The 26254-nt window shown below is 74.9% G+C and carries 27 protein-coding genes; 14 read left to right on the forward strand and 13 right to left on the reverse strand.

What is annotated here, in order from left to right; genetic code table 11:
* Positions 1 to 27 precede the first annotated feature (27 nt).
* Genes ACFP3U_RS11765 through ACFP3U_RS11775 form a run of 3 tightly spaced genes read left to right on the forward strand, consistent with a single transcriptional unit; the run spans position 28 to position 2282 of the window.
* Positions 28 to 561, forward strand: coding sequence for a hypothetical protein (locus tag ACFP3U_RS11765; RefSeq protein WP_380225323.1), 534 nt, complete (start codon positions 28 to 30; stop codon positions 559 to 561).
* Between the two features lie 10 nt (positions 562 to 571).
* A complete protein-coding gene (locus tag ACFP3U_RS11770) occupies positions 572 to 1444 on the forward strand; it encodes a futalosine hydrolase (RefSeq protein WP_380225324.1) in 873 nt (290 codons plus the stop codon).
* Positions 1437 to 2282 carry a 1,4-dihydroxy-6-naphthoate synthase gene (locus ACFP3U_RS11775; protein WP_380225325.1) on the forward strand — a complete coding sequence of 282 codons (846 nt, stop codon included), beginning with the start codon at positions 1437 to 1439 and terminating at the stop codon, positions 2280 to 2282. The genes ACFP3U_RS11770 and ACFP3U_RS11775 overlap by 8 nt, the downstream gene beginning before the upstream one ends.
* Positions 2283 to 2317: 35 nt before the next feature.
* On the opposite strand, the gene ACFP3U_RS11780 is transcribed toward ACFP3U_RS11775, so the two are convergent.
* Positions 2318 to 2701 (reverse strand): cold-shock protein, encoded by a 384-nt coding sequence (locus ACFP3U_RS11780; RefSeq protein WP_030300727.1) that lies wholly within the window; start codon positions 2699 to 2701, stop codon positions 2318 to 2320.
* Positions 2702 to 3212: 511 nt separating this feature from the next.
* Between ACFP3U_RS11780 and ACFP3U_RS11785 the strand changes: the two genes are divergently transcribed.
* Positions 3213 to 3449, forward strand: coding sequence for a hypothetical protein (locus ACFP3U_RS11785; protein WP_380225326.1), 237 nt, complete (start codon positions 3213 to 3215; stop codon positions 3447 to 3449).
* A 28-nt stretch (positions 3450 to 3477) separates the two neighbouring features.
* Here the strand turns inward: ACFP3U_RS11785 and ACFP3U_RS11790 are convergent, their stop codons facing one another.
* Positions 3478 to 4107, reverse strand: a complete 630-nt coding sequence (locus ACFP3U_RS11790) for an HAD family hydrolase (protein WP_380225327.1) — start codon at positions 4105 to 4107, stop codon at positions 3478 to 3480.
* Between the two features lie 180 nt (positions 4108 to 4287).
* Here ACFP3U_RS11790 and ACFP3U_RS11795 point away from each other — a divergent pair, with 180 nt between their 5' ends.
* From ACFP3U_RS11795 to ACFP3U_RS11810, 4 genes are all read left to right on the forward strand, one after another.
* Positions 4288 to 5316 (forward strand): FecCD family ABC transporter permease, encoded by a 1029-nt coding sequence (locus ACFP3U_RS11795; protein ID WP_380225328.1) that lies wholly within the window; start codon positions 4288 to 4290, stop codon positions 5314 to 5316.
* Positions 5313 to 6359, forward strand: a complete 1047-nt coding sequence (locus tag ACFP3U_RS11800; protein WP_380225329.1) for a FecCD family ABC transporter permease — start codon at positions 5313 to 5315, stop codon at positions 6357 to 6359. The genes ACFP3U_RS11795 and ACFP3U_RS11800 overlap by 4 nt, the downstream gene beginning before the upstream one ends.
* A 3-nt stretch (positions 6360 to 6362) precedes the next feature.
* On the forward strand, positions 6363 to 7241 hold the full coding sequence (locus ACFP3U_RS11805) for an ABC transporter ATP-binding protein (RefSeq protein WP_380225330.1): 879 nt from the start codon (positions 6363 to 6365) through the stop codon (positions 7239 to 7241).
* An 89-nt stretch (positions 7242 to 7330) separates the two neighbouring features.
* On the forward strand, positions 7331 to 8317 hold the full coding sequence (locus tag ACFP3U_RS11810; protein ID WP_380225331.1) for an ABC transporter substrate-binding protein: 987 nt from the start codon (positions 7331 to 7333) through the stop codon (positions 8315 to 8317).
* A gap of 53 nt (positions 8318 to 8370) precedes the next feature.
* Here the strand turns inward: ACFP3U_RS11810 and ACFP3U_RS11815 are convergent, their stop codons facing one another.
* The 3 genes from ACFP3U_RS11815 to ACFP3U_RS11825 all read right to left on the reverse strand — a co-directional run bounded on the left by ACFP3U_RS11815 (position 8371) and on the right by ACFP3U_RS11825 (position 12448).
* Positions 8371 to 9921: a protein kinase domain-containing protein gene (locus tag ACFP3U_RS11815; protein WP_380225332.1), complete on the reverse strand. Its 1551-nt coding sequence runs from the start codon at positions 9919 to 9921 to the stop codon at positions 8371 to 8373.
* A gap of 560 nt (positions 9922 to 10481) precedes the next feature.
* Positions 10482 to 11600, reverse strand: a complete 1119-nt coding sequence (locus tag ACFP3U_RS11820) for a hypothetical protein (RefSeq protein ID WP_380225333.1) — start codon at positions 11598 to 11600, stop codon at positions 10482 to 10484.
* Positions 11597 to 12448, reverse strand: coding sequence for an RNA polymerase sigma factor (locus ACFP3U_RS11825; protein ID WP_380225388.1), 852 nt, complete (start codon positions 12446 to 12448; stop codon positions 11597 to 11599). The genes ACFP3U_RS11820 and ACFP3U_RS11825 overlap by 4 nt, the downstream gene beginning before the upstream one ends.
* Positions 12449 to 12746: 298 nt before the next feature.
* Between ACFP3U_RS11825 and ACFP3U_RS11830 the strand changes: the two genes are divergently transcribed.
* From ACFP3U_RS11830 to ACFP3U_RS11840, 3 genes are all read left to right on the forward strand, one after another.
* The gene (locus ACFP3U_RS11830) at positions 12747 to 13463 is read left to right on the forward strand and encodes a VC0807 family protein (RefSeq protein WP_380225334.1); all 717 of its coding nucleotides are present in this window, start codon (positions 12747 to 12749) and stop codon (positions 13461 to 13463) included.
* A gap of 140 nt (positions 13464 to 13603) precedes the next feature.
* Positions 13604 to 14344 carry a tyrosine-protein phosphatase gene (locus ACFP3U_RS11835; RefSeq protein ID WP_380225336.1) on the forward strand — a complete coding sequence of 247 codons (741 nt, stop codon included), beginning with the start codon at positions 13604 to 13606 and terminating at the stop codon, positions 14342 to 14344.
* A 106-nt stretch (positions 14345 to 14450) separates the two neighbouring features.
* The gene (locus tag ACFP3U_RS11840; RefSeq protein ID WP_380225337.1) at positions 14451 to 15212 is read left to right on the forward strand and encodes a Clp protease N-terminal domain-containing protein; all 762 of its coding nucleotides are present in this window, start codon (positions 14451 to 14453) and stop codon (positions 15210 to 15212) included.
* 54 nt (positions 15213 to 15266) lie between these two features.
* Here ACFP3U_RS11840 and ACFP3U_RS11845 read toward each other — a convergent pair whose 3' ends face one another.
* From ACFP3U_RS11845 to ACFP3U_RS11860, 4 genes are all read right to left on the reverse strand, one after another.
* Complete coding sequence (locus tag ACFP3U_RS11845; RefSeq protein ID WP_380225338.1) at positions 15267 to 15758, reverse strand: NUDIX domain-containing protein; 492 nt, start codon at positions 15756 to 15758, stop codon at positions 15267 to 15269.
* Positions 15759 to 15869: 111 nt separating this feature from the next.
* Positions 15870 to 16844, reverse strand: a complete 975-nt coding sequence (locus tag ACFP3U_RS11850) for a sigma-70 family RNA polymerase sigma factor (protein ID WP_380225339.1) — start codon at positions 16842 to 16844, stop codon at positions 15870 to 15872.
* A 136-nt stretch (positions 16845 to 16980) separates the two neighbouring features.
* Positions 16981 to 17253: a hypothetical protein gene (locus ACFP3U_RS11855; protein ID WP_380225341.1), complete on the reverse strand. Its 273-nt coding sequence runs from the start codon at positions 17251 to 17253 to the stop codon at positions 16981 to 16983.
* 144 nt (positions 17254 to 17397) lie between these two features.
* Positions 17398 to 17664, reverse strand: a complete 267-nt coding sequence (locus tag ACFP3U_RS11860; protein ID WP_380225342.1) for a UBP-type zinc finger domain-containing protein — start codon at positions 17662 to 17664, stop codon at positions 17398 to 17400.
* 77 nt (positions 17665 to 17741) lie between these two features.
* Here ACFP3U_RS11860 and ACFP3U_RS11865 point away from each other — a divergent pair, with 77 nt between their 5' ends.
* On the forward strand, positions 17742 to 20303 hold the full coding sequence (locus ACFP3U_RS11865; protein WP_380225343.1) for a lysylphosphatidylglycerol synthase domain-containing protein: 2562 nt from the start codon (positions 17742 to 17744) through the stop codon (positions 20301 to 20303).
* Positions 20304 to 20331: 28 nt separating this feature from the next.
* Here ACFP3U_RS11865 and ACFP3U_RS11870 read toward each other — a convergent pair whose 3' ends face one another.
* Positions 20332 to 20523 carry a hypothetical protein gene (locus ACFP3U_RS11870; RefSeq protein ID WP_380225344.1) on the reverse strand — a complete coding sequence of 64 codons (192 nt, stop codon included), beginning with the start codon at positions 20521 to 20523 and terminating at the stop codon, positions 20332 to 20334.
* Between the two features lie 328 nt (positions 20524 to 20851).
* Here ACFP3U_RS11870 and ACFP3U_RS11875 point away from each other — a divergent pair, with 328 nt between their 5' ends.
* Both ACFP3U_RS11875 and ACFP3U_RS11880 read left to right on the forward strand, forming a co-directional pair.
* Positions 20852 to 21496 carry a class I SAM-dependent methyltransferase gene (locus tag ACFP3U_RS11875; protein WP_380225345.1) on the forward strand — a complete coding sequence of 215 codons (645 nt, stop codon included), beginning with the start codon at positions 20852 to 20854 and terminating at the stop codon, positions 21494 to 21496.
* Positions 21493 to 22068, forward strand: coding sequence for a TrmH family RNA methyltransferase (locus ACFP3U_RS11880; protein WP_380225346.1), 576 nt, complete (start codon positions 21493 to 21495; stop codon positions 22066 to 22068). The genes ACFP3U_RS11875 and ACFP3U_RS11880 overlap by 4 nt, the downstream gene beginning before the upstream one ends.
* Positions 22069 to 22128: 60 nt before the next feature.
* Here the strand turns inward: ACFP3U_RS11880 and ACFP3U_RS11885 are convergent, their stop codons facing one another.
* The 3 genes from ACFP3U_RS11885 to ACFP3U_RS11895 form a co-directional block, all read right to left on the reverse strand.
* Positions 22129 to 23187: an MDR family NADP-dependent oxidoreductase gene (locus ACFP3U_RS11885; protein ID WP_380225347.1), complete on the reverse strand. Its 1059-nt coding sequence runs from the start codon at positions 23185 to 23187 to the stop codon at positions 22129 to 22131.
* Entirely contained in the window at positions 23184 to 24953 is a 1770-nt protein-coding gene (locus tag ACFP3U_RS11890; protein ID WP_380225348.1) for a phytoene desaturase family protein, read from the reverse strand. The genes ACFP3U_RS11885 and ACFP3U_RS11890 overlap by 4 nt, the downstream gene beginning before the upstream one ends.
* Positions 24954 to 25053: 100 nt before the next feature.
* Positions 25054 to 26244 (reverse strand): cytochrome P450, encoded by a 1191-nt coding sequence (locus tag ACFP3U_RS11895; protein ID WP_380225350.1) that lies wholly within the window; start codon positions 26242 to 26244, stop codon positions 25054 to 25056.
* Positions 26245 to 26254 lie beyond the last annotated feature (10 nt).

The raw sequence follows: 26254 nt of genomic DNA on the forward strand, positions 1-26254 counted from the left end.
TCGCCAAAGCCCGGTAGCCTCTGACGCATGAGCCTCAGTACCCGCGTCATCGCCGGCCTCGGCGCCGTCGTCGTCATCGCCGCCGGCACGGTCGGCGGGTCCATCGCCTTCGCGTCCGACCAGCACGAGATCAGCGACCACCGCGTCACCCTGGTGGTCGGGAACTCCTCGACGGTCAAGGACCCCTTCTGCTTCAACGGTGGCAAGCCGCTGACCGACGAGCAGCAGGAAGAGTGCCAGGACAGGGCCGGCAAGGCGCTGGACGCGGGCACCCTGCCCAAGTCCGACGTGACCATGAGCGACCGGATCGGCGTCGGTGTCAGCCCGGACGTGGCCGACCGCGGCTGGTGGGCCAACACCAACGGCGGCCAGCAGGGCCAGGGCGGCCGGTTCATCCTGGCCTCGGCGGCCAAGGACGCCACCTACTCGGGCTCCGTGCCGGCCGCCAAGGCGCTCAACGCCTCGGGCAAGACCCTGGTCACCGTGGTGGAGAGCGACCCGAAGCAGCCGGACGCGATCTACGGCGTGTGGTACTTCGAGCTGAACACCCAGGACAGCTGACGGTCGTCCGGTGCCGGTACGACTCCCCGACGAGCAGCCGGGCCCCGCGCGGGCCCGGCTGCTCGTCGTCGTCGCGGTGCCGGCCGAGGCCGACGCCGTGCTGCGCGGCCTGGGCGGCCTGGGCGCCGCCGCTGAGCGGGTGCCGCTGCCGGGCGGCGCGCTGGACCGGGTCGCGCTCCCCTGCGGAGCGACGGTGGACGTGCTGGCCGGCGGGGTCGGCCCGGGCGCCGCGGCGGCGGCCGCTGCCACCGCGCTCACCGCCGCCCGGTACGACCTGGTGGTCTCCGCCGGGATCGCCGGCGGCTTCGCCCCGCGGGCGCCGATCGGCGCGACCGTGCTCGCCACCGGGATCGTCGCCGCCGACCTCGGCGCCGAGACCCCCGAGGGCTTCGCCGACGTCACCGAGCTGGGCTTCGGGACCGTCCGGCACACCCCGGCGCCGGCCGCCGTGGCACTCGCCGCCGAGGCCCTGCGGGCCGCCGGGGCGGGCCCCGTCGCCACCGGCACGGTGCTGACCGTCTCGACGGTGACCGGCAGCGCCGGGCGCGCCGCCGCCCTGACCGCCCGCCACCCGGACGCGGTGGCCGAGGCGATGGAGGGCTTCGGGGTCGCCGAGGCCGCCGACCGGCACGGGGTGCCGGCGTTCGAGCTGCGCACCGTCTCCAACCCGGTGGGCCCGCGCGACCGGACCGCCTGGCGGATCGGCGAGGCGCTGGGCGCGCTGGAGCGGGCCTTCGCCGCACTGCCGTACCCGGCCCTGGCCCTGGCCCTGGCGGCCACCGGGTCGCCGACGTCCGAGCCTGCGGCGTCCGAGCCGCCGCATTCCCACCGGGCCGAACCGCCCGGACCGCGCCGAGCGCCGAAGGAGGCCGGCCGTGGCTGAACGGCTGAGCATCGCCTACTCGCCCTGTCCCAACGACACCTTCGTCTTCCACGCCTGGTCGCACGGCCTGGTCCCGGGCGCGGACGCCCCCGAGGTCACCTTCGCCGACATCGACGTCACCAACGGCCTGGCCGAGCGCGGCGAGCTGGACGTGCTCAAGGTCAGCTACGCCGCCCTGCCCTGGGTGCTGGACGAGTACACCCTGCTGCCGTGCGGCGGGGCGCTCGGGCGCGGCTGCGGCCCGCTGGTGCTGACCCGCCCGGACAGCGGGGACGACCTGAGCGGGAAGACCGTCGCCGTCCCCTCCGAGCGGTCCACCGCGTACCTGCTGTTCCGGCTGTGGGCGGCGAAGGCGGTGCCGGGCGGTCTGGGCCGGGTCGTGGTGCTGCCGTTCCACGAGATCATGCCCGCCGTCCGGGACGGCCGGGTGGACGCCGGCCTGGTCATCCACGAGGCCCGGTTCACCTACCGGAACTACGGGCTGCGCAGCCTGGCCGACATGGGCGAGGCCTGGGAGCGGGAGACCGGTCTGCCGATCCCGCTCGGCGCGATCATCGCCCGCCGTTCGCTCGGCGCGGAGCGGCTGCGGGCGCTCACCGAGGCCGTCCGCGCCTCCGTCCGCCAGGCCTGGGACGACCCGGAGGCCAGCCGCGGGTACGTGCTGGAGCACGCCCAGGAGATGGACCCGGACGTCGCCGACCAGCACATCGCCCTGTACGTCAACGAGTTCACCGCGGACCTCGGCGAGGAGGGGTACGCGGCCGTCCGCGCGCTGCTCACCCGGGCCGCCGCAGAGGGGCTGGTGCCCCCGCTCGACCCGGGTGCGCTGGACTTCTGAGCGCCCGCCCGGCCTCGCCGAGCGGCTACGCGCGGCTAGACGTCGAACTGCTCGGCGACCCCGCGCAGCAGTACGGCGAGCTTCTGCCCGGCCGGCTTGGCCGGGTAGCGGCCGTGCTGGAGGCCCGGCAGTACCGCGTCCATCATCGTGATGAGGTCCTGCACGAGTGCCGCCATGTCGTCCGGGCTCTTGCGCTGGGCGGCGGCCACCGACGGCAGCGCGTCCAGCAGCTGGACCTGCATCGCCTGGTCGCCCCGGTGTCCGGCGACCACGCCGAACTCGACCCGCTGGCCCGGCTTCAGCGACGTGATTCCGGCGGGCAGCGCCTTGGTGTGGACGAAGACATCGCCGCCGTCGTCCCGCGACAGGAAGCCGAAGCCCTTCGTCTCGTTGAACCACTTGACCTGGCCGGTGGGCATCTCGAACAGTCCTCGATGTGGGTGTGAGGGATCCCGGCCCTGGCCGGGGATCACTGGGTGGTGGTGGAAGTACGGGCCGATCCGGGGGCACGCCCTGCGGGGCGTGCACGATCAGCACGTTGTCAGGAGCAGACTAACGGTCCGTCACTGTCTCATCCGCGTTCCGCGCAAGGTCCGTACGGAGCTCCGGCGGCCACGCGCGATCCGGAATCGGCATGGCCGGGGCGCGGCTCGACGCTGTCCACAGGCACACACCTCCGGTCGGAGAGAACGGGGCGCACTGATCGCACCCCTCGGCACAGCCTGCATACCCCCGCCCAGCAGGGATCGAAACTCCCAGCGCCCGGAAAACTGCGCAACGTGACGGACCGCTCGCCCGCGAAGGGATCGTGAGGGGATGCCGGGCGCCCCGGCGGGACCGCGGCCGACCCGCCCCCGGGCGGCTCTGCGAGACTGGGGCGTCCGCCGGGCCCGCCGTCCCGGCCGAACCCGCCGCAGAGGAGCAAGCCCCGTGAGCAGCCAGAGCGCCGACCGCGCCGACGTCTACGTCAAGACCGGAACGATCGTCTTCGGGCTCGGCGCGCTCGCCACGCTCGTCACCTTCGTCCCGCTGTTCCTGCACCTGACGCCGCTGCCGACGGCCGCGTACTGGCTGAGCATGCTGATGCCGCTGGGCTTCCTGCTGGCCCTGACCGGCCTGCTGCTCTCCGCCCGCGCCCAGCGGCGCCGGGCCCGCGCCGACGCCTGACGGCCACACCTACCGCATACGGCAGGCTTCAGCGGGCGGCGAGGTGCCCGGCGAGCCAGGCCGGGAAGGCGGTGAGGTCGGGCAGCACGACGTCCGCGCCGGCCGCCAGCAGTTCCTCGGCCCCGTACGGACCGGTGGCCACCCCGACCGCGACCGCGTCCGCGTGCCGGGCGCCCCGGATGTCCCCGAGGTGGTCGCCGACGTAGACGGTGGCGCCGTGCTCGCGCAGCGCGTCGCCCTTCCTCTCCGCCCAGAGATCGCCGACCAGCGCGTCCGCGCGCATCCCCGCGTGCTCCAGGTGGAGCCGGGCGTTCGGCTCGTACTTGCCGGTGATCACCGCGACCCGGCCGCCGTGCGCGCGGACCGCGTCCAGCGCGGCGTGTGCGCCCGGCAGGGCGACCGTCGGCGCGACGGCGTACTCCCGGTAGAGCGTGCGGTAGCGGTGGGCGACCTCGTCAAGACCCTCCGCCGGGAACCAGTTGCGCAGTTCGTCGAGGAGCGGCGGCCCGAGCCGGTTGACCACCAGGTCGGCGTCGATGGCGGTCCCGGTCTCGGCGGAGAGTGCCAGGTAGGTGGCCCGGATACCGGGCCGGGTGTCCAGCAGCGTCATGTCGAGGTCGAAACCCACGGTCAGCGGGACGTTCGAGGTCGCAGGCATACCGTCAGGCTATCCAACCGGTCTCCGCCGGGACCGCCCGCCCCGGCCCGAGCCCGCTCCGACCGGCCCGCCGCCCGCCGTCGCGCCCGGTGTCCCGCCCGATCTCCCACCCGGCGGAGTGATTTGCCCCGGCTTCGGCGTGGAACTTAGGTTTACCTGAGCTATCTGCGAGAGAGAGCCATGACCGACACCACCGCGCCCGGCAGAGCCCGCCTGCTGCGCCGCCGGATACTGTGGCTCGCCGCCGCGCTGGCCCTCCTGGCCGGTGCGGTGCTGCTGAGTCTGGCGGTCGGCAGCCGCACCGTCCCGTTCGGCGACACCGTCGACGCCCTGCTGCACGGCGGGGACACCACCAACGCCGTGGTGATCCGCGAACTGCGGCTGCCGCGCACGGTGGTCGGCCTCGCGGTCGGCGCGGCGCTCGGCCTCGCCGGCACCGTCATGCAGGGCATCACCCGCAACCCGATCGCCGACCCCGGCATCCTCGGCGTCAGCCAGGGCGCGGCGGCCGGCGTGGTCGTGGCGATCTCGGCGTTCGGGATCTCCACCCTCACCGGGTACGTCTGGTTCGGCTTCGCGGGCGCGGTGCTCGCCACCGGCCTGGTGTACGGGCTGGCCGGGCGCGGCCGGGGCGGGGCCACCCCGATCAAGCTGGCGCTGGCCGGCTCGGCGATCTCCGCGTTCATCGCCTCGCTCAACACCCTGGTGCTCACCACCGACGCGGCCACCATGGACCAGTTCCGGTTCTGGCACGTCGGCTCGCTCTCCGGCCGCACCGCGGACGTCGCCTGGCAGCTGCTGCCGTTCCTGGCCGTCGGCACGGTGCTGGTGTTCTCGGTGGCGCGCGGGTTGGACGCGCTGGCGCTCGGCGACGACACCGCCAAGGGGCTCGGCGCGAAGACCGGACCGGTCCGGGTGGTCGGCGCGCTCGGCGCCACCGTGCTGACCGGCTCGGCGGTCGCGGCGGCCGGTCCGGTCGCCTTCGTCGGCCTGGCCGTGCCGCACGCCGCCCGCGCGGTGGCGGGTGCCGGCCACCGCTGGGTGCTGGCCCTGTCCGCCGTACTCGGCCCCGCGCTGCTGCTGCTCGCCGACACGCTCGGCCGCGTGCTCTTCCCGCCCTCCGAGGTGCCGGCCGGGGTGATGACCGCCCTGGTCGGCGTCCCGGTGCTGGTCGCCCTGGTGCGGCGGCGCAGGGTGGTGGCGGCATGAGTACGGTCGCTCTCCGCGGCTACACCGTGCTGCGCGCCGGGCGGGCCTCCTTCCTGCTGCACCGGCGCTCGGCGCTCGCCGCGCTCGGCCTGCTGGTGGCGCTGGCCGCCACCGTCGTCGCCTCGCTCTGCCTGGGCGAGTCCACCGTCTCGCCCGGCGAGGTGCTCAAGGTGGTGCTCGGGCAGCCGAGTCCGCACGAGCTGGTGGTCGGCGAGTTCCGGCTGCCCCGGGTGGTGGTCGGCCTGCTGGTCGGCACCGCGCTCGGGCTGGCCGGGGCGCTGATCCAGACCGTCGCCCGCAACCCGCTGGCCAGCCCCGACGTGGTCGGCGTCTCCTGGGGCGCCACCGCCACCGTGGTCGGCCTGCTGGCCTACGGCGTGGTCGGCTCCACCGGCCAGGTGCCGTACGCGGCCGTCGCGGGCGGGCTGGTGGCCGGCCTGCTGGTGTACCTGCTGGCCTGGCGGCGCGGGCTGCACGCCCAGCGCTTCGTGCTGGTCGGCATCGGCATCTCCGTCGCGCTCTCCTCGCTGACCTCGGTGTTCCTGACCAAGGGCGACGGCTTCCAGGCGCAGGCCGCCAAGGTGTGGATGACCGGCAGCCTGAACGGCTCCGGGTACGACCAGGCCGGCTGGCTCGCCTGGGTGCTGCTGGCCGCCGCGCCGGTGGCCCTGTGGGCGGCCCGGGCCCAGCGCTCGATCTCCTTCGACGACGCCACCGCCGTCGGCCTGGGGCTGCGGCTGGACCGGATCCGGCTCGGCATGGCGCTGCTCGGCGTGGTGCTCGCCTCCTGCGCGGCGGGCGCGGCCGGGCCGGTGGACTTCGTGGCGCTGATGGCCCCGCAGATCGCCGTGCGGCTGGCCCGCTCTGCGCAGGTCCCGCTGCTCTGCTCGGCGTTCACCGGCGCGCTGGTCGTCGTCCTGGCCGACCTGCTGGCCCGCCGGCTGCTGGCGCCCACCGAGCTGCCGGTCGGCGTGGTGACCGGGCTGGTCGGCGCGCCGTACCTGATGTGGCTGCTGATCCGCTCCCGCCGAGGAGGTTCCTGAGTCGTGGAGGTCCCGATGCCCGCCGACGCCGAGTCCGTCGACACCGAGTCCGCCAGCGCCAAGACCGTCGACCAGGTGCCCGCCCACCGCCTGGAGGCGCGGGGCCTGACTCTCGCCTACGAGGCGCGCACCGTCGCCGAGGGGCTCGACCTGCGGATCCCGGACGGCCGGGTCACCGTGATCGTCGGGCCGAACGCCTGCGGCAAGTCCACCCTGCTGCGCGCGCTGGGCCGGCTGCTGAAGCCGACCCGCGGCGCGGTGCTGCTGGACGGCGAGGAGCTGGCCCGCGTCCCCACCAAGCGGATCGCCCGGCGGATCGGGCTGCTGCCGCAGTCGCCGACCGCCCCCGAGGGCATCGCGGTGGCCGACCTGGTGTCGCGCGGCCGCCAGCCGCACCAGAGCTGGTGGCAGCAGTGGTCCGCGGCGGACGAGGCGGCGGTCGCCGAGGCGCTGGAGCGCACCTCGACCGCCGACCTCGCCGAGCGCGGCGTGGACGAGCTGTCCGGCGGGCAGCGGCAGCGGGTCTGGATCGCCATGGCGCTCGCCCAGGGCACCGACATCCTGCTGCTCGACGAGCCGACCACCTTCCTGGACATCGCGCACCAGGTGGAGGTGCTGGACCTGGTGCGCCGGCTGAACGTGGAGCGCGGGCGGACGGTCGTCGCGGTGCTGCACGACCTCAACCAGGCGGCCCGGTACGCCGACCACCTGGTGGCGATGAAGGACGGGCGGATCGTCGCGCAGGGACCGCCGGCGGAGGTGGTGACGGCGGAGCTGGTGCGCGAGGTGTTCGGGCTGGCGTCGGTGGTGGTGCCGGACCCGGTGACGGGCACGCCGTTGGTGGTGCCGGGCGCGCCGTGGGCGGCCAAGACGGACGCATAGCCATTGTTTTACGCACCAATTCGGACATAATCGACGCGCTACCGTCTGCTCTCCACCCGTCCGCGCCGTCCGAGCCGTCCGAGGTGCCGATGTCCCCGATCACCCGCCGCACCCTGCTGACCGCGCTGGGCGGGCTCGGGGGCGCCGCGCTCACCGGCTGCACCGCCCGGCACCCCGCGCCCCCGCCGGCGGACCTCCCGGCCTCCGCCGAACCGCCCACCCCCGGCCCGCTGCCGAGCGTCACCGTGAGCACCGCCACCGGCCCGGTCACCGTGCCCGGTGCGCCGATGCGGGTCGTCGCCCTGGACACCGCCGAGCTGGACTCCGCGCTCACCCTCGGCATCACCCCGGTCGGCGCCGCCCGGGCCGCGGCGGACCGGGCCTTCCCCGACTACTGGCCCGCCTCCCGGCTCGCCCCGGTCGCATACGTCGGGCCGATCGGGGCCCCGGACCTCGCCGCGGTCCGCGCCCTGCGCCCCGACCTCATCCTGTCCAACCAGGCCCGCGACGGCGGCCGCTACGAGGACCTGCGGGCGATCGCCCCGACCGTCCTCACCGCGACCACCGGCGCGCCCTGGAAGGCCAACGTGCAGACCCACGCCGAGGCACTCGGCCGGCAGGACGCCGCGGCGGCGTTCGCGGCCTCGTACCAGCGGCACGTCAACCAGGTGGTCACCGCCCTCGCGAACGCCCGGGCGGGCGGGCGCAAGGTCAGCCTGGTCCGCTTCGTCGAGGGCGGCGGGATCCGCCTCTACGGGCGGCAGAGCTTCCCCGGCACCGTCCTCGCCGACGCCGGCGTGCCCCGCCCGGACGCCCAGAACGTCGACCAGTCCGACCTGGAGGTGCCGCCCGACCAGCTGGCCAGGGCCGACGGCGACCTGCTGCTCTACGCCGGCTACGGCGACCCGGCCCGCAACGGGCTCACCGCCACCCTCGCGAGCCCCGCCTGGCAGGCCCTGGAGGCCGTCAAGGCCCACCGCGCCTTCCCCGTCGACGACCAACTGTGGTTCCAGGGCATCGGCTACACCGGCGCCAACTACCTCCTGGACGAGCTCCAGCGCTTCCTCGGCGCCTGACCGTCTCCTGGCCGGCGCTAGGGTCCGTCTTCAAACCCCCGCCTGCGGGGCGGTCAGTCGTCCCGGTCGGCGGCGGCGTTGAGGCTGGTGATGAGGGACGACAGGCGGGAGTTCCAGTTCTGCGAGGTCTGGCCGTCGACGGCGTGGCGCTTGGCGAGGTCGCGGACGGTGCGCTGGGCGCTCTTCAGCTTGTCCGCGGCGTCGTCGGGCTGGCCCTCGTTGAGCTTGGCGGTGGCCTCGTCGAGGGTGCGGAGGAGTTCGACCTGGTGGGCGCGGTCCTTCTCCACCTGGGTCTGCGCGACGCTCTGCCGCAGGGCGTTGAGCTGGACCAGCGGGGTCTGGTTGTGCGGCGCCGGCGTGGTGGGGGCGGCCGTCGGCGCCGGGGCGGCGGACGGGGCGGTGGCCGACGGGGTCGGTGTCGGCGTGGGGGTGGGCGCCGGGGCGGTGCCGACCGGGGCGCTCGCGGTGGGCCTGGTGGACGGCGCCGTGGAGGGGGCGGACGCGTCGTCGAAGGCGGTCAGGGCGAGCATCGCGGCCCCGGCCACACCGGCCAGGCCGAGCGCCCCGAGCACGATCGGCCTGCGCCGGCTCTCCCGCACCGGCTCGGACTCCGGCTTCGGGAACGGGCCCCCGCCCGGGACCGGCGCCATCACCGAGGTGGCCGCCGGCGGCGCGGACGGCACCGGCCCGTGCGGCAGGAGGGTGGTGTGCCGCTGGTCGACCGGTGCCGGTGCAGCCTGGGGGAAGGCGGCGGCGAGCAGCTCGGTGGTCGGGTCGGCGGGTATCAGCCCCGGGACGCAGGCGAGCAGTTCGGCCCGGGCCGCCGCGGCGTCCGCCGGACGGTCGGCCGGGTGCTTGGCGAGCAGCCGCAGCACCGCCGCGTCCAGGGCGGGCGAGACACCGGGGCGCCGCGCGGAGGGCGGCAGCGGCAGCTCCCCGACGTGCTTGTAGGCGATCGCCACCGGGGTCTCGGCGGTGAACGGCGGGGCGCCGGTGAGCATCTCGGTGAGCACGCAGCCGACCGCGTAGAGGTCGGTGCGGCCGTCCAGCGGGCTCGCGGTGGCCTGCTCGGGCGACAGGTAGGCGGCGGTGCCGAGCACCGAGGCGGTCTGGGTCAGGTTGTGCGAGGAGCCCGCGCGGGCGATGCCGAAGTCGACGACCTTCACCCCGCCGTCGTGGGTGATCATGATGTTGCCGGGCTTGATGTCCCGGTGCACCAGGCCCGCCGCGTGCGCGTGGGCCAGCCCCTCGCAGACGGCGGCCGCGATCCCGACCGCCTGCTCGACCGACAGGCCGGGCCGCTGGGCCAGCAGCGCGGCCAGCGACCGGCCCTGCACCAGCTCCATCACGATGTACGGCGAGCCCTGGTCGACACCGGAGTCGAAGACCATGACGATCCTCGGGTGGACCAGCATGGCGGCGTGCTGCGCCTCGCGGCCGAACCGCTCGGCGAACCGCGGGTCGTCGGCGAGGCCCCCGTTGAGGACCTTGACGGCCACCTGGCGGCCCAGCACGTGGTCCACCCCGCGCCAGACGGTGGCCATGCCGCCGACGCCGATGGTCTCGACGAGCTCGTAGCGCCCGTTCAGCGCGCGTCCGATCACCTGGAACCGCTCCCCTCAGAAGCCCTGCCCGGGGTCCCGGACCGCCTCGTGCACCTGTGCACGATAGCCCCCGGGCGTGACCGGCCCGGCTGCCGACGGCCGGCCGGAAAGGCCGGAAAGGGGGGAGGCGGCCGGGGAACCGGGCAGCGGATCCCCGACCGCCGGCTCGTGGTCGTGACCGGGGGTCGGTCACGATCGCTGCGGTGCGGCCGGTCGAGCGGTGCCGGCCCGCCCTGACTGCGGGCGGGCGGGCCGGCGGGGTCTCCGGTCCGTCCGGACTGCGGGCGGACGGGCCGGAGAGGGCCCGGCCCGTCCGGACCGGCGGCGCGTCCGGGGGGTGCGCCTGCCGGTCCGGTCGGGCCGACCGGGTGGACGGTGGGCACGGGGGGGCCGACCGGCCACCCGGGGTCCTCGGGTGGAGCGGGGTACTGCGGTCCTGCGGTCACTGCGGTCTTGCGGTCTTGCGGTCTTCGTGGTGGAGCGGGGTCCTGCGGGGTGGAACTGTCCGGATGAGCGACGGGCCCGGGGGGATTTGCTCGCCGCTCATCCGGAGATCTGGGTCACCTCTGCTCGGCCGAGGTGTCGTCCGGTCTGTCGGTGCGGTCGGTCTTCGGCCGTCCGGACGTGGCCGGTGCGGGCGGTGTCAGCGGTGTCGGCGGTGCGGTGGCGGCCTTCGAGGCGCGGCCGGAGCCGCCGTCCCCGTCGCCACCGGTGCCCGGTCCGGGGCCGACGGAGCCCTGGCTGCTGCCGCTCTGGTTGTTGCCGCCCTGGTTGTTGCCACCCGGGCTGCTGCCGCCCGAGCCGGAACCGCCGCCCGGCCTGGCGGGCCCGGAGCCGGGACCGCCCTGGTGGTCGTCGTCGCCCGCGCCGCGAAGTATCCGCGCGCAGTACTCCTCCACCTTGTCCGGCCCGCCCGCCTCCGTGATCAGCGCGCCGAACTGGGGGTCGGTGGCCGGCGGGCGCGTGCGATCGCCCTTGCCCGCCTTGTCGGTGAACGCCTTGCAGAGCGCGGCGTGCGCACCGGGGTTCGCCGAACCCTTGCCCTCCCCCGGGGTGCGGGAGGGCGTCTCCCGCGGCCGGGCCGGAGAGGCGGACGGATCGACGGTGGTCGGATCCGCGCCTGCCGAACCGCCCGACGGAGCGCCGGACGCGCTGCCGGACGGACCGCCGGTGGTGAACGGCGCGGCCGTCCGCCCGCCGGAGCGCTGCGCCGGGGTGGACGGCGGGGCGGACGCGACCGGGGCGAGCGCACCCCGGTGCGGCTCGTCCGAACCGCCTCCCAGCGCCGATGGCAGATTGCCCGTCCCGGCCGCGACCGCGACCCCGCCGAGCGCCGTGGCACCGAGCACGACGGCAGCGGCCTTCGTACTGAAGGCCCTGGTCAGCGTGGCGGTGGCCATCGATCGTCTCCGGACGGGTGCGGGTGCGGCGGCTACTGCTGGGACGGGCGCGAGACGGGCCTCCCGGAACGCGGCCAGGGCCGCTTCCTCCCCGGCCAGGTCGTCCCGCGTCGCCGGAGCCGCGGCGGCGGCGAGCACACGGGCAACCCCCGTACGCCCAGTGCTGCCGTCCGGGCCGGTGAGCGAGGCGTCCTGCCCGGCCGACGGGCCGCCCACGGCACCGGCGAGCAGTTGCTCGGCGGTGTCACGGTCGATCCGACGGGATCGGTTGGTGCTCATCTCATGTCCTTCAGCGTCGCGGCCCGGCGTTCTGTCACACCCTGCGGAGAATTCTTTTTCGCGGATCTGCCGCGGCCCTGCCGGACGGTCCCGCCGCCGGCCGGTTCGCCGTCCCGGCCCGGCCGCGCGGCGGGGATGCCGGGGCCGGCCGCACCCGCGCCGCCGCCCGCCGGGAAGGACTGCTCCAGCAGCTTGGCGAGCCGCTTCAGCCCCCGGTGCGCGGCCATCCGGACGGTGCCGGAGCGCTTGCCGAGCACCTGGGCGGCGCTCTCCGCGTCCAGCCCCATCACCACCCGGAGCAGCACGGCCTCGGCCTGGTCCCGGGGCAGCCGGGAGATCAGCGCCAGCGCGTCCGAGGTGCCGACGGAGGCGAGCGCCGCCCCGGCCGTGTCGTCGCCGGCGGCCAGCTCGGACAGGTACTCGAAGGGCAGGTCGGCGACCGGACGGCGGCGGCGGGCCCGCAGGTGGTCCAGGGCCCGGTTGCGGGCGACGGTCGCGGCCCAGCCGCGGAAGCCGTCGCCGTCGCCGGAGAAGGAGCCGAGGTCCCGGGCGATCTGCAGCCAGGCCTCGGAGGCGATGTCCTCGGCGTCCTGGGCGTCCTCGGGCCGCCCGCCGACCAGCACCCGCAGGTAGCGGAGCAGACCCGGCTGCACGCTGCGGAACAGCAGCCGGAAGGCCTCCTCGTCCCCGCCCTGCGCGGCCCGGACCGCCTCGGTCAGATCGACGGGGACGGTGGCCCCGCCGGCGGGCGGGACGGGCGGCGGGCCTGACGTCGTGACCGGTCCGGACCGGCCGACGGGGCTGTCGGTGCCCGCTCCGGGGCGTTCTGCACTCTGCACCCGCCACATCATGCGCCATCCGGGCGAACGCCCCGGCCCGGCGAGCCCGGACCGTTACGTGGTCCGGCCGGATCCGGGGGGCGGCGCCCCTGAGCGACCCGCCCCCGGAGCCCCCGGGTACCGTCCGGTCGATCTTGGCGGATCGTCGCAGCTCAGCGGCACCGTCACGGTGCGCACCGTGACAACTGTCATGCGGATCCCGCAACGGACGGCACTGCTGGGCGAGGGGGCCCGATCGGAAAACTGGAGGCACGACGGAGCGGGCAGCGGCCCGCCGACCGAGCAGCCAGTCCGGGGAGGACCCACCATGAGCCAGATCGCCGCCACCGCCACCGAGGCCACCGCCACCACCGAGGCCGCCGCCAAGGCCACCGGGGCCGCCGCCAAGGCCACGAACCCGCTCGTCAAGGCGCTCCGCCCGCTCGCGGTCGACATCGCCGGCCCGCTCGCCGGCTTCTACCTGCTCCACTCCGGGCTCGGGACGAGCGAGTTCGCCGCCCTCGCCTGGAGCAGCGCCTTCCCGGTCGCCCGGACCGTCCTCGGCCTGGTCAAGGACCGGACGCTGAACCGGTTCGCCGCCCTGATGCTCGGGGTGAACCTGGTCGGCCTGGCGCTCACCGCCGTCAGCGGCGACGCCCGGCTGATGCTGGCCAAGGAGGCCGTGCTCAGCGGCTTCATGGCGCTGGCGATCCTGGGCTCGGCGCTGACCGCCCGGCCGCTGATGTCCGCCGCGCTGCGCCCCTTCCTCACCAAGGGCGAGGCGGCCCGGGAGGCCGCGTGGGACCGGCTCGCGGCGGGCTCGCGCCCGTTCCGCCGCTACGAGCGGCTGTTCTCGGTGATCTGGGGCACCGCGCTGCTCGCCGAGTGCGTGGGCCGGGTGGTGGGCGCCTTCACCCTGCCGGTGGCGACCATGGCGTGGCTGTCCACCGCCCTGCTGGTCGGCGCGATCGTGGCGGGTTCGGTGCTCGGCCAGGCCGCCGCGCAGCCGATGGAGAAGCTGGTCCGCACCGAGGCCGCCGCCTGACCGGCGCCCGTACCCCTCCCCATCGCGACTCCATCGCAACAGCCTGATCATCGGACGATCCGAGGAACCATCCCGCTCCACCGGGAGTCCACATCACGAGGGGGTAACGGGACCTCCTCGTCGAGGAAACGGGGAACCTGATGAGCCGGTCAGCCGCGCAGACCACCGCCACCGAGGACCGCACGCTCGTCTGGGACGGCTGTCTCAACGTCCGCGACCTGGGCGGACTGCGCACCGCCACCGGCACCCGCACCACCCGCCGCGCGATCGTCCGGGCCGACAACCTCGACCGCCTCACCGCCGAGGGCTGGGACGCCCTCCTCGACCACGGGGTGCGCACCGTCGTCGACCTGCGCGACATCGCGGAGTACAAGCCGCTCCTCCCGCTCCCCGAGGGCGTCGAGCTGATCCGCGTCCCGCTGGACGAACTCGCCGGCCCCGCCTGGTGGAAGGCGTACGGCCACCTCGACGGCACCCCGCTCGCCCTGCGCCCCTACCTGGACCACTGTCCGCGCGCCACCGCCGAGCTGATCGCCACGATCGCCGGCGCCCGCCCCGGCGGCCTGGTCGTGCACTGCGGCGCCGGCCGCGACCGGACCGGCCTGGCCGCCCTGCTGCTGCTCGCCCTCGCCGAGGTCGAACCCGACGAGATCGTCGACGACTACCTGCTGAGCGCCTCCAACGTCCGCCCCCTGTACGGCATGCTCGGCCTCCCCGACCAGTACCGCCGCATCGACGCCGTGCTGGCCGAGGCCGGCACCACCGCCGAAGCCGCGGTCCGCGCCGCCCTCGCCGGCTTCGACCCGGTCGCCCACCTGTCGGCCGCCGGCGTCGCCCCCGCCGACCTCGCGGCCGTCCGCTCCCGCCTGCTGGAACCGTGACGGGCAGGGGACCCCGGGGCGCGACCGGAGGACCCCCGCGGGCCTCAACTCGGACTAGCGTCAACCGATAGTTGACGATCCGGGATCGACAACCTACGGTTGACGCATGGAGAATCCGATCGTTCCCAAGACCACTCCGCTGCGCCTCGACGACCTGATCGACGCGATCAAGAAGCTGCACAGCGACGCGCTCGACCAGCTCTCCGACGCCGTCATCGCCGCCGACCACCTCGGCGAGCTGGCCGACCACCTGATCGGCCACTTCGTCGACCAGGCCCGCCGCTCCGGCGCCTCCTGGACCGCCATCGGCCACAGCATGGGCGTCAGCAAGCAGGCCGCGCAGAAGCGGTTCGTCCCCAAGGACCCGGCCACGCCCAACGATCTCGACCCGAGCCAGGGCTTCGGCCGGTTCACCGACCGGGCCCGGCACGTCGTGATGGCCTCCCAGGAGGAGGCCCGCCGGGCCGGCAACGCGGAGATCGGCGCCGAACACCTGCTGCTCGGCCTGCTCGTCGAGCCCGACGGCCTCGCGGTGCGGGCGCTCGCCGCCCAGGGCGTCTCCCCGGAGGCGCTCCGGACGGCCGCGGCGGCGGCGCTGCCCGCTCCGGCCGTCGAGGTGCCCGGGCTCATCCCGTACGACGCCCGGGGCAAGAAGGCGCTGGAGCTGACCTTCCGGGAGGCGCTGAAGCTCGGCCACAACTACGTCGGCACCGAGCACATCCTGCTCGCCCTGCTGGAGTTGGAGAACAACGCCGGGGTGCTGAACGACCTGGGCGTGGAGAAGGCCGAGACGGAGCGCTTCATCGGCGAGCTCCTCGCCGCGTTCATCGCGACCAACGCCGAGGACGCCGGCGCCGAGCAGGCGTGACCGGACCGTTCCGGGGGCCGCGGGACGGGCGCGCCCCCGGGACACCGGCAGCCGTCAGAAGCCCGACACCTGGGTGGTGACGATCCGCACCCGGCCGTCGGCCTTCGCCTCCAGGGCGGCACGCAGCCGCATCGACCGGGCGGGGCCCAGCAGTTCGAGCGCCGCCGCGTCCTCGACCCAGCGGTGGTCGTCCAGTTCGCCGGCCGGGACGGTCACGGGGGTGCCGTCCGGGACGGTGCCGAAGTCGAAGAGGAAGTGCTCGGCCGGGTGGTCGAGTTCGTCCGAAGGGTGGGTCCAGGAGATGGCCAGCAGCTCCCCGGCCGCGCGGACGATGCCGGTCTCCTCCAGCAGCTCCCTGGCCGCGCACTCGGCCGGCCCCTCCCCCAGGTCGATCGTCCCGCCCGGGAACTGCCAGTGCTCCCGGTACCCGGCCTTGACCAGCAGGATCCGCCCGGACTCGTCCCGCAGGACGCACCCCGCCGCCGCGTAGATCCGCGGCAGCGAGGCCAACCACTCTTCACGGGACTTCAACGGCTCGACCGGCACGGCGGACCTCCTCGGAACACAGGGGCAAGGTGCGCCCCACTCTGCCAGCCGGGCCGCCCCGCTCAGCCCCGGGCCACGCGCCCAGGTCACTGCTCGGCGTCCAGGTCACGGCTAGGCGTCCAGCCGGGGCGGCAGGCCGAACAGGGGGAAGAGCACGTCGGTGTCGAGGAAGTTGGTGAGCCCGGCGATCCGGCCCGCTGAGACTTCCAGCACGATCAGCGCCCACGGCTCGTGCCCGCCCGCCGGGCTCGGCCGGTACTGGGCGAAGGCCGGGCTGCCGTTGGCGTCCACCGGCAGCAGCCGGGAGCCCCGGCAGCCGCACCCCGGTCCGAGCATCCACTCCCGGATGTCCGCGTGCCCGGTCAGCCAGAGCGCGAACGGCGGCATGTTGAGCGTGACGTCCTCGTGCAGCAGCGCCGCCAGGCCGTCCATGTCGTACGCCTCGAAGGCCGCGACGTACCGGTCCAGCAGCGCCCGGTGGTCCTCGTCCAGGGTCGGGTCCGGCCGGGCGGCGGCCGGGTCGGCGGCGAGCGCGGCCCGGGCCCGCTGGAGCGCGCTGTTCACCGAGGCGACGGTGACGCCGAGCAGCTCGGCGACCTCGGCGGCCCGCCAGCCGAGCACCTCGCGCAGGATCAGCACCGCCCGCTGCCGGGGCGCCAGCCGCTGGAGCGCGGCGACGAAGGCCAGCCGCACCGACTCGCGCTGCGCGGCCACCTCGGCCGGGTCGCCGGTCTCGGGCAGCACCCGGCCGTCCGGGGCCGGTCCGAGCCAGGTGATCTCGGGCAGCCGCGCGTCGGTCGCGGTGGCCACCGTGGACGGGCCGGCCAGGTCCATCGGCCGGGCCCGGGCGTTGCGGCCGTTCAGCGCGTCCAGACAGACGTTGGTGGCGATCCGGTAGAGCCAGGAGCGCAGGGCCGCGCGGCCCTCGAAGCCCCGGTGCCCGCGCCAGGCGCGGACCATGGTGTCCTGCACCGCGTCCTCGGCCTCGAAGACCGAGCCGAGCATCCGGTAGCAGTACCCGGTCAGCTCCGTCCGGTACCGCTCCAGCTGGAGCTCGACCGGCTCCTCCGTCACCAGCTCGGTCATCCCTGTGCCCCCGCACGCCCGTGCCACCGTTGATCGCCACGAACGTACCGCAGGCCACCGACAACGCCACCGCACGGCCCCGGCCACCCTCCTGAACGCGGGTCAGGACGGTGGCCGGGGGCCGGCCGGGCGCGCCTCAGTGCGCGCTGTGCTTCTCGGCGCCGCGGTGGCGGTGGCCCTTGAGCTCGGCGTGCTGCGCGGGCGCGGAGCGCGGGACGGCGGTCGCGGAGTCCCGGCCGCCGTGCCGGAACGCGGCGGCGCCCGCGGACCCGCCGCCGGCGCTCTGCGCGCCACCGGCGCCCGGCCGGGCCGGGGCCGTGCCCGGCGCCGTCGCCATGCCCCGGCGCTCCAGCAGGTCCTGGGTGCCGCGGCGGAGCTTGTCGGAGCTTCCCGCTGTTCGCTTGGTCATCGTCGGCCTCCCTTCGGCGGCCACCGGCCGGACAGTCGTCGACCGGGGCCGTACGGGCGTTATGTCCCGATTGGTCGGGAGTTACACCTCAACCCATGGCCGCCGGGACGTCAACCCGGTCGGGGCACCGGCCCGCCCCGGGCGTCACCCCATGAGCTCGTGGACGTAGCACCAGCGCCAGTCCTCCCCCGGCTCGTAGGAGCGGATCACCGGATGGGAACTGTTGTGGAAGTGCGCGGTGGCGTGCCGCTGCGGCGAGAAGTCGCAGCAGCCGACGTGACCGCAGTCCAGGCAGAGCCGCAGGTGCACCCAGTCCCGGCGCCCCTGCGCCAGGCAGTCGGCGCAGCCGTCCACGGGCGGCAGGGGCGCGATGTCCCGGGGTGCGGCGGCGAGGTCTTCGCAGGCGCTCATGGGACGCAGGGTAGTGACGGCGGGCCCGCCCCGCGCTCCGAGACACGCGCCCGGGGGCTCGTGGGAGCATGCCATCCGTGGCGGATGTGACGGGGAGCGCGACGGGTGACCGGACAGACAGCACGGGCGAAGGCCCGACCGGCGGCGCTCCGGCCCCGCCCGACCCGCCCGGCATAGCCGCCACCGGCCGGATCCGGCAGCCCGCGGCGCTGATCCGACTGCTCGCCGGCCTCGCGGTGATCGCCCTGACCCTGCTGTCCGCCGACTACGCCCGCGCCACCACCAACGGCCTCGCCGAGGACGTCGGGGACGTCGCCGCCCTGGTGCCGCACCCGCTGGGCGGCGTCGCCACCGGCCTCACCACCGCCGCCCTGCTGCTGCTCCCCGGCTGCTCGGCCGCCCGCCGCCTGCTGGCCACCGGGACCGACCGGCGGCACGTGCTCCAGCAGATCGCCGACGGCGTCCTGGCCGCCGTCCTGGCGTACGGCGTCTCGCTCCTCGTCGACCTGTGGATCGACAACCGGGCGCCGTTCTCCCTGGTCTCCGCGCTCACCCGGCCGCTGCCCGGCACCCCGCTCCACCACACCGAGCCGGTGTACGGCTACCTCGCGCCGGTCCTCGCCTTCCTCACCGCCTCCGCAGCCCTGGAACGCCGGCTGCCGTCGGCCGTCCTCACGCTGTCCGCGCTGGCCGGGCTCGCCACCGGGGCGGCCACCCCGACCGCGCTGCTGCTCGGCCTGCTGATCGGCTGGACGGCCGCCCACGGCACCCGCTGGGCCGTCGGCACCCCGGACCCCCGGCCCCGGCCGGGACAGCTCCTGCACAGCCTGCGCGAGGCCGGTCTGCGGCCGGTCTCCGTCACCCCGGACGGCCCGGACCGCTACCTGGTCCTCCAGCGCGACGGCCGCCCCGAGCTGGACGTCCAGCTGCTCGACCGGCAGGCGGTCACCGCCGCCTTGGTGCAGCGAGTCTGGCGCCGGCTGCGCCTGCGCACCGCCCCGCACCCGCGCGCGCTGCGCTCGCTGCGCACCGGGCTGGAGCACGAGGCCCTGGTCTCCTACGCGGCCGTCGCCGCCGGGGTCCGCACCCGCCGGATCGCCGCCACCGCCGAACTCGGCCGGGACGCCGCGCTGGTCGCCTACGAGCGGCTGCCCGGCCGCACCCTGGACGAGCTCGCCGACGAGGAGATCACCGACGCACTGCTCGCCGAGGCCTGGGGCCAGCTGGCGCTGCTCCAGCGGCGGGCCATCGCGCACCGCGCGCTGGTGCCGTCCGCGCTGCTGGTCGACGCGGCCGGCACGGTGCACCTGGTGGGCCTCGCGGACGGTGACATCGCGGCCGGCGAGCTCGTGCTGCGCAGCGACATCGCGCAACTGCTCACCACGCTCGCCCTGCGCACCGGGGCCGAGCGGTCGGTGCGCGCCGCGGTGGCGGTGCTCGGCCCGGACCCGGTCGCCGCCGCGCTGCCGCTGCTCCAGCCGATCGCGCTGGCCCGCACCACCCGGCTCGCCCTCAAGCAGGCCGCCGCCCGCCGCACCGCCGCCACGGCCGCCGCGACCCGCGTCCCCGCGCAGCGGACCGCGCCGGAGGCCGCCCCGGCGGCTCCCGCGCAAGCCCCCGGCCCCGCACCCGACCTGCTGGACGGGATCCGCGCCGAGGTGCTCCGCAGCCGCCCGCAGGCCCCCGTCCGGCCGGTCCGGCTGGAGCGGCTGCGCCCCCGCACCCTGCTCGCCGTCGTGGGCGGCGTGGTGGCCGGCTGGCTGTTGCTGCCGCAGTTCTTCGCCACCGAGCGGAACCCGATCGCCGCCCTCGCCGACGCCGACCCGTTCTGGCTCTCCCTCGCCGTGCTCGCCGCGGCCGCCGGCCATGTCGCGGGGGCGATGGGCTTCGTCGGCTTCGTCCCCGAGCGGCTGGACTTCCGCAACGCCGTGCTCGCCCAGCTGGCCGGCTCCTTCGTGAAGCTGGTCTCCCCCGGCGGGGTCGGCGGCGTCGCCCTGAACACCCGCTTCCTCCAGCGGGCCGGCATCCCGACCGCGCAGGCCCTGTCCAGCGTCGGTGCGGGCCAGCTGCTCGGCCTGGTCCTGCACCTGCTCCAGCTCGGCGCCTTCGTCTACCTGGCCGACGCCAAGGCCGGCGGCTCCGAACTGGACGCGCTGCCGGCCGTGGTCGGCGGCCTCGCGGTGGCGGGCGTCCTGCTGGCCGTGGTCTCCGCCGTGCCGCCGGCCCGGCGCTGGCTGGCCGCCCGGCTGCGCCCGCTGACCGCCGAGGTGCTGCCCCGGCTGGTGGAGCTGCTGCGCAACCCTGGGCGGCTCGCGGTCGGCTTCACCGGGCAGCTGATGGTGTCGATCACCATGATCGCCTGCCTGTACTGCTGCGCCCGGGCGGTCGGGCGGGAACCGGCCTTCGCCTCGGTCGGGGTGGTGTTCCTGGTCGGCAACGCGGCCGGGAACGCCGCGCCGACCCCGGGCGGGGCGGGCTTCGTGGACAGCGCGCTGGTGACCCTGCTGGAGCTGACCACCTCGATGGAGGAGGGTGGCGCGCTGGCCGCCGTCGCGCTCTACCGGCTGCTCACCTTCGTCCTGCCGGTGCTGCCCGGCTGGGCGGCGTTCACCTGGCTCCAGCGCCGAGGGGCGCTGTGATCGGGACGCCGAGGCCAGGACCCGCCGGCTACTCCCGGTACTCGTCCTCGTCGAGCTTGACGATCCGGCTCTGCTCCGCGACGTCCGCGACGTCGGTGGCCGGGTCCGCACCGAGCGCGCGCCGCTCGGCCAGCTCGTCGTACTCGTCCTCCGCCACCTCGTTCTCCGTCTCCACGACCTCGTCGACCTCGTCCAGGTAGTCCTCGTGGTTCTGCGGCATGGTGTCCGTCCTCGTTTCCTCGAAGGTTCCTCGGAGGCTTCATCCGGCCCGATGGGTCCTGCCCGCTGGGTACTGGCAGTATCCGTCCGCCGTCGGCCGGGCGCGACGTGCCACCCGCCCCCCGGCGTGTTGCCGCCCGGGGGAATTGACCCGGGAAAACCGGCCCGGAATGCACCCCGCCCGGGGTGCACCCGGTCCCTGGTCCACCCGGAGCGCCGCCGCGCGGGAGACGGGCCTCCCGGCCACCGGGGTACGATCGGAGCCGTACCAGCAGGGCTTACCCACACCTCCCGGTGGCCCCGAGGCCCTAACGAACGACGGGGAAACCATGTCCGGCTCGCACTACTTCACCGGTGCACCCGAGGTCGCCAGCGAGCGCCGCCCGATCACGGTCACCCTGCCGGACCTCACCCTGGAGCTCAGCACCGACGCGGGCGTCTTCTCCCGCAACCGGCTGGACCCGGGCACCCGGATCCTGCTGGAGCACGCGCCACCGCCCCGGGTGCGCGGCCCGATCCTGGACGTCGGCTGTGGCTACGGCCCGATCGCGCTGACCTGGGCGAGCCGCCGCAAGCGGCTCCCGGTCTGGGCGGTGGACGTCAACAGCCGCGCCCTGGACCTGGTCCGGGACAACGCCGGGTCGCTGGGGCTGGGCAACGTGCACGCCGCGCTGCCCGAGGAGGTCCCCGCCGAGCTGCGGTTCGCGGCGATCTACTCCAACCCGCCGATCCGGATCGGCAAGGCGGCGCTGCGCCGGCTGCTGGAGCAGTGGCTCGGCCGGCTCACCCCGGACGGCTCGGCCTTCCTGGTGGTGCAGAAGCACCTCGGTTCGGACTCGCTGCAGAAGTGGCTGAACGAGCAGGGCTGGCCGACTACCCGGCTGACCTCGGTCAACGGGTTCCGGATTCTGGAAGCGCGGCCCCGCCCGACGGCGGGCGAGGGCCCCGAGAGTGGACGAGGGACGACGTCGTGAAGCAGCTCCGCGGGACCGAACTGAAGCGGCTGCACCGCTCCTGGCGGCGTGGCAACGAGTTCCGGCTCGCGATGATCCTGGAGAACCTCCAGTCGCCGTTCAACGTCGGCTCGGTGGTCCGGACCGGCGCCGCGATGGGCGCGGAGAAGCTGTACCTCACCGGTGACACCCCGTCGGTGCGCTCGTCCGGCGCGCAGAAGGCCGCGATGGGCACCGACAAGTACCTGAAGGTGGAGCACTTCCCCACCGTCGCCGAGGCGGTGGCCGCGGCGAAGGCCGACGGCTTCAAGGTGGTCGGCCTGGAGCTGGCCGACGAGGCGGTGCCGATGTTCGCCGCCGAGCTGACCCCGGCCGTCGCCTTCGTGCTGGGCCACGAGGACCGCGGCATCACGGCGGACGCGCTCGCCCTCTGCGACCAGGTGGTGTTCGTGCCGCAGCTGGGCAGGGTCGGCTCGCTGAACGTCTCCGCCGCGGCCACGGTGGCCTGCTACGAGGCGCGCCGCCAGGGGTACGCGATCAGCGGGACCCCGGACGGCTCCGACGCCGGCGCCTTCGACCTCGACGACGACTGAGCCGGTCCGTCGGCGGGAGGGCATCCCTCCCGCCGACGGACCTGGTCGGATTCCCGACGGTCAGACCTCGACCAGCACCTTGCCCCGGTTGCCCTCGCGGTCCAGGTAGAGGCTCCGGTAGGCCTTCGGGATCTCGTCGAAGCCCTTGTGCACGGTCTGGTGGTAGCGGACCTCCCCGCCGCGGACCAGCCCGCCCAGCTCCTGGTGCATCCGGGCCAGCAGCGGCTCGGTGAACCACTCCTGGGCGAAGATGCCGCGGATCGTGGCGCGCGGGAACATGATGTACGGCAGCAGCCGCGGCCCGGTCAGCTCACCGTTCACCGTGGTCGCCCACTGCCAGCAGACCGCCACCCGGCTGTCCACGTTCAGCATGGTGAACACCGCGTCGGTGACCGTGCCGCCCAGGTTGTCGAAGTACCGGTCGACGCCGTCCGGCGCGGCGAGCAGCAGCGCCTGCCGGGTCTTCTCCGCGTCGTCGGTCTGCGCGTAGAGCACCACCTCGTCGAAACCCAGCTCGCGCAGGTACTCGGCCTTGCCCGGCGAGGCGGTGGTGCCGACCACCCGGCCGGCGCCGGCCCGCTTCGCCAACTGGCCCACCAGGGTGCCGATCGAGCCGGAGGCCCCGCTGATCACCACGGTGTCGCCGGGCCTGACCTCCAGGAAGCGGGTGAGCGTGCCCCAGGCCGTCATGCCGGGCGCGCCCATGATGCCGAGCGCGGTGGACAGCGGCAGCCGCTCGTCGTACCAGGACGGGTCGAGCCGGCGGTAGGCCGGGAACACCATCGGGAAGGTGCCGGTCGCCCACAGCTCCTCGGCGCCGTTGTGGACGACGTGGGTGCGCCAGCCGCCGAAGCCCTGCACCAGGTCGCCGACCGCGAACGCCGCCTCCGGACCGGCCTCGACCACCTCCATGATCGAGTCGCCGCCCATGTGGTGGCCGATCGGCGTCTCCAGGGCCAGGCCGTTCTGGTACGGGTCCACCGAGACGTACCTGGTCCGGAAGAGCATCTCGTCCGGCCGCAGGTCGATCTCGACCTCCTCCACGACCTTCTCGTAGACGCGGTTGACGTCGGGCACACCGTCCAGGTGCTCCCGGACCACCCACTTCTCGATCCTCATGCCAGGGCTCCCGTCTGCACGCTCTCGCTGTCCTCGTTCCGTGCGGCCGCGCCGACGGCCGGCGGCACCGTCCGCCGGGCCGGCTCCGCGGGCCGGCCCACCGGGATGACCAGGTGCGTCGGCGGCGGCGCCGTCCGGTCGATCTCGGCGGTGAACTCCAGCCCGTCGTCCCGGCAGACGAACTGCACGACGTGCCGCCCGGCGGCCGCCGCCCGGATCAGCCCGCCGATGGTCGCCCAGACGCCGGAGAGGTAGAAGTTCGACAGTCCGGGCAGCACCGGACCGCTCTTCTTGATCTCCTCCTCCATCGTCTCGGCGCCCTCCACGAAGGGGTTCCAACCGGGGAAGGTGCCGTCGTAGACGCCGGTGTAGCGGACCTGGGTGAGCGGGGTGGACACGTCGGCGACGGCCACCGCGGCCTTGAAGCCCGGGTGGCGCTCGTCCAGGAAGGCGACGATGCCGTTGCGGACCCGCCGCTTGGCCGCCATGTACTCCCGGCCGTGCTTGACCGGCAGGGTGTGCAACTCCTCGCCGCGCCGCACCCGGGAGGACTGCTCCGGGCCCTCGTGCAGGGCCCGCCAGGGGGCGATGTCGGAGAAGTACGTCGCGAACACCACGGTGGAGTCCTCCGGCGCCAGCTCCGGGTAGTGCCGGGTGCGGAACTGCACGTTCATCGACGGGCAGCGGATCCCGGTCAGCTCGGCCGCCTCCCGCTCGCCCAGCAGGTACGTGGTGCACGGGTCGCCCTCCGGGAAGGGCTTGCGCAGCCCCAGGAAGAGCGACACGTACCCGGGCGACAGCTGGCCCGGCTCGTCGATCAGCGAGGTGTAGAGCCGCCGGTAGGTGTCGTTGAGGTACTGGCCCTTGAGCAGCTTCATCACGGTGGTGTGGCCGTCGGCGGCGGACACCACGATGTCGGCGCGGAACTCCCGGCCGTCGCTGAGCCGCACGCCGACCGCGCGGTCCCGCTCGACCAGGATCTCCTCGACCTTGGCGTTGTAGGTGATCTCGCCGCCGAGGCCGCGGTAGCGCTCCTCGATCGAGCGGGCCAGGGCGAGCGAGCCGCCCTCCGGCACCCCGGCGGCGTGGTTGGCGTGCGAGGCGAGCTGGAAGTAGAACGGCAGCACCGGGAAGGCCGGGTGCTTCTCGTAGAGGATGAAGTTGAACGCCTCGCGCAGCAGCGGGTCGCGGAACCGCTGGGCGAAGTCCGTCATCAGCACGGTGATCGACCTGCGGATGGTGGTGAAGTAGGGCACGAAGGAGGCCAGCATCCGCCAGCGCTCCAGCCGGCCCATCAGCCCGACCGGCTTGAGGAACGGGTAGGCCGCGAGCGCCCTGCGGAACGTCCGGATCCCGGCGCAGAACTCCCGGATCGGGGCGGCGTCGGCCGGCGAGAGGGCGAGCAGGTGCTCCTCCAGCCGGTCCGGGTCGGAGTAGAAGTGGACCGCCCGGCCGTCCCGGCCCCGGACGATGTTGAAGACGTCGAAGTGCCGCATCTCCTTGCCCTGGAGCGCGCCCAGTTCGAGCCAGATCTGGTACATCTCGTTGCCCGGCCCGTTGCCGAGCAGCCAGCTGATGCACCAGTCGAAGGTGAAGTCGCTGCGGTCCCAGCCGGTGCAGGATCCGCCGGGGATCTCGTGCATCTCGAAGATCGTGGTGCGGTAGCCGTTCATCCGGGCGTAGCACCCGGTGGACAGGCCGCCGAGACCGCCGCCGACGATGATCATCGACTCCCGTCGGGGTGCGGTGTCTGTCTGCCGTGCCATTCCTGGCCTTCCTCGTGGTCCTTGCCTTGCTTGGGGAGGCGCCTTGCCTGGGGAGGTGCCGCCTGGAGGCGTGCCTTGGTCGCGCCGTCCGCGGGTCGGGTTACCAGGCGATCGGGAGCGCCTGCAGACCGTTCACCATCGCGTCCTCCTTCCAGCGCAGTTCGCGCTCGGGGACGGCCAGCCGGAGGCCGGGCAGCCGGGTCAGCACCCGTTCGATCGCCACCTGGAGCTCCAGCCGGGCGAGGTGCGCGCCGATGCAGTAGTGCACGCCGTGGCCGAAGCCGATGTGCGGGTTGGCGGGGCGGTCCAGGACCAGCCGCTCGGGCTCCTCGAACACCTCCGGGTCCCGGTTGGCGGCGGCGGTGGCGATCATCACCGCCTCGCCGGCCCGGACCACCACCCCGCCCAGCTCGACGTCCGCGGTCGCGTACCGGGGCAGGCTGAAGCCGGTGAGCAGCGGCACGTACCGCATCAGCTCCTCGACGGCCTTGGGGATCAGCTCGGGACGCTCCCGCAGGCGCGTCAACTCCTCCGGGTTCACCAGCAGTTGGTGGAAGAAGTTGCCGATCTGGTTGGTGGTGGAGACGAAGCCGGCGATCAGCAGGTCGCAGGCGATGGAGAGGAGCTCCTCCTCGCTGATCAACCGCTGCTCGCGGCAGGCCCGGACCAGGGTGGTGAGCAGGTCGTCGCCGGGCTCGCGGCCCCGCAGCTCCAGCACACCGGCCATGTGGTCGATGAACGCCCGGCCCTCGACGGCGAGCACCTCGCCGGGGGTGACGGCGGAGAGCACCGTCTCCGCCCAGTGCCAGAACATCCGGTGGTCCTCGGCCGGGATGCCCAGCACCTCGCAGATGATGGTGGTCGGCATCGGGATCGCGAAGTCCTCGACCAGATCGGCCGGCCCGCCTGCGGCGACCATGGCGTCGAGCAGTTCGTCGGCCAGCTCGCGGGCCCGCTCCCGCAGCCGCTCGACCCGGCGGGCGCTGAACTCCTTGGCCACCAGCGAGCGCAGCCGGGTGTGCTCGGGCGGCTCGGTGGAGAACAGGCCGGCACCGGTCCGGGAGACCGGGCGCATCCGGGGCTGGTCCTCGCCCATCGCGGCGGCCAGGCTGAACCTCGGGTCGGCGAGCACCGTCCGGACGTCCTCGTACCGGGTGACCAGCCAGGCGCCGTCGCCGTACGGCATCCGGATCCTGGCCAGCGGCTGCTCGCGCAACTCGGCGTAGCGGGGGTCGAGATCGAGGCCTTCCGGCTCGAAGGGGTAGGTCAGCGGCGGGTGCTGCCGGAGCATGGTCGGGTCC

This window comes from Kitasatospora misakiensis (genome assembly GCF_042656005.1).
Taxonomy (GTDB): Bacteria; Actinomycetota; Actinomycetes; order Streptomycetales; family Streptomycetaceae; genus Kitasatospora; species Kitasatospora misakiensis.

Bases quoted from the DNA above. Each gene is read 5' to 3' on its own strand.
- ACFP3U_RS11870 (WP_380225344.1), bottom strand. From the start codon at position 20,523: ATGCCGCAGAACCACGAGGACTACCTGGACGAGGTCGACGAGGTCGTG.
- ACFP3U_RS11835 (WP_380225336.1), top strand. From the start codon at position 13,604: ATGAGCCGGTCAGCCGCGCAGACCACCGCCACCGAGGACCGCACGCTC.
- ACFP3U_RS11765 (WP_380225323.1), top strand. From the start codon at position 28: ATGAGCCTCAGTACCCGCGTCATCGCCGGCCTCGGCGCCGTCGTCGTC.
- ACFP3U_RS11825 (WP_380225388.1), bottom strand. From the start codon at position 12,448: ATGTGGCGGGTGCAGAGTGCAGAACGCCCCGGAGCGGGCACCGACAGC.
- ACFP3U_RS11875 (WP_380225345.1), top strand. From the start codon at position 20,852: ATGTCCGGCTCGCACTACTTCACCGGTGCACCCGAGGTCGCCAGCGAG.
- ACFP3U_RS11850 (WP_380225339.1), bottom strand. From the start codon at position 16,844: ATGACCGAGCTGGTGACGGAGGAGCCGGTCGAGCTCCAGCTGGAGCGG.
- ACFP3U_RS11795 (WP_380225328.1), top strand. From the start codon at position 4,288: ATGACCGACACCACCGCGCCCGGCAGAGCCCGCCTGCTGCGCCGCCGG.
- ACFP3U_RS11895 (WP_380225350.1), bottom strand. From the start codon at position 26,244: ATGCTCCGGCAGCACCCGCCGCTGACCTACCCCTTCGAGCCGGAAGGC.
- ACFP3U_RS11820 (WP_380225333.1), bottom strand. From the start codon at position 11,600: ATGAGCACCAACCGATCCCGTCGGATCGACCGTGACACCGCCGAGCAA.
- ACFP3U_RS11890 (WP_380225348.1), bottom strand. From the start codon at position 24,953: ATGGCACGGCAGACAGACACCGCACCCCGACGGGAGTCGATGATCATC.
- ACFP3U_RS11885 (WP_380225347.1), bottom strand. From the start codon at position 23,187: ATGAGGATCGAGAAGTGGGTGGTCCGGGAGCACCTGGACGGTGTGCCC.
- ACFP3U_RS11790 (WP_380225327.1), bottom strand. From the start codon at position 4,107: ATGCCTGCGACCTCGAACGTCCCGCTGACCGTGGGTTTCGACCTCGAC.
- ACFP3U_RS11855 (WP_380225341.1), bottom strand. From the start codon at position 17,253: ATGACCAAGCGAACAGCGGGAAGCTCCGACAAGCTCCGCCGCGGCACC.
- ACFP3U_RS11830 (WP_380225334.1), top strand. From the start codon at position 12,747: ATGAGCCAGATCGCCGCCACCGCCACCGAGGCCACCGCCACCACCGAG.
- ACFP3U_RS11810 (WP_380225331.1), top strand. From the start codon at position 7,331: ATGTCCCCGATCACCCGCCGCACCCTGCTGACCGCGCTGGGCGGGCTC.
- ACFP3U_RS11860 (WP_380225342.1), bottom strand. From the start codon at position 17,664: ATGAGCGCCTGCGAAGACCTCGCCGCCGCACCCCGGGACATCGCGCCC.
- ACFP3U_RS11840 (WP_380225337.1), top strand. From the start codon at position 14,451: ATGGAGAATCCGATCGTTCCCAAGACCACTCCGCTGCGCCTCGACGAC.
- ACFP3U_RS11780 (WP_030300727.1), bottom strand. From the start codon at position 2,701: ATGCCCACCGGCCAGGTCAAGTGGTTCAACGAGACGAAGGGCTTCGGC.
- ACFP3U_RS11800 (WP_380225329.1), top strand. From the start codon at position 5,313: ATGAGTACGGTCGCTCTCCGCGGCTACACCGTGCTGCGCGCCGGGCGG.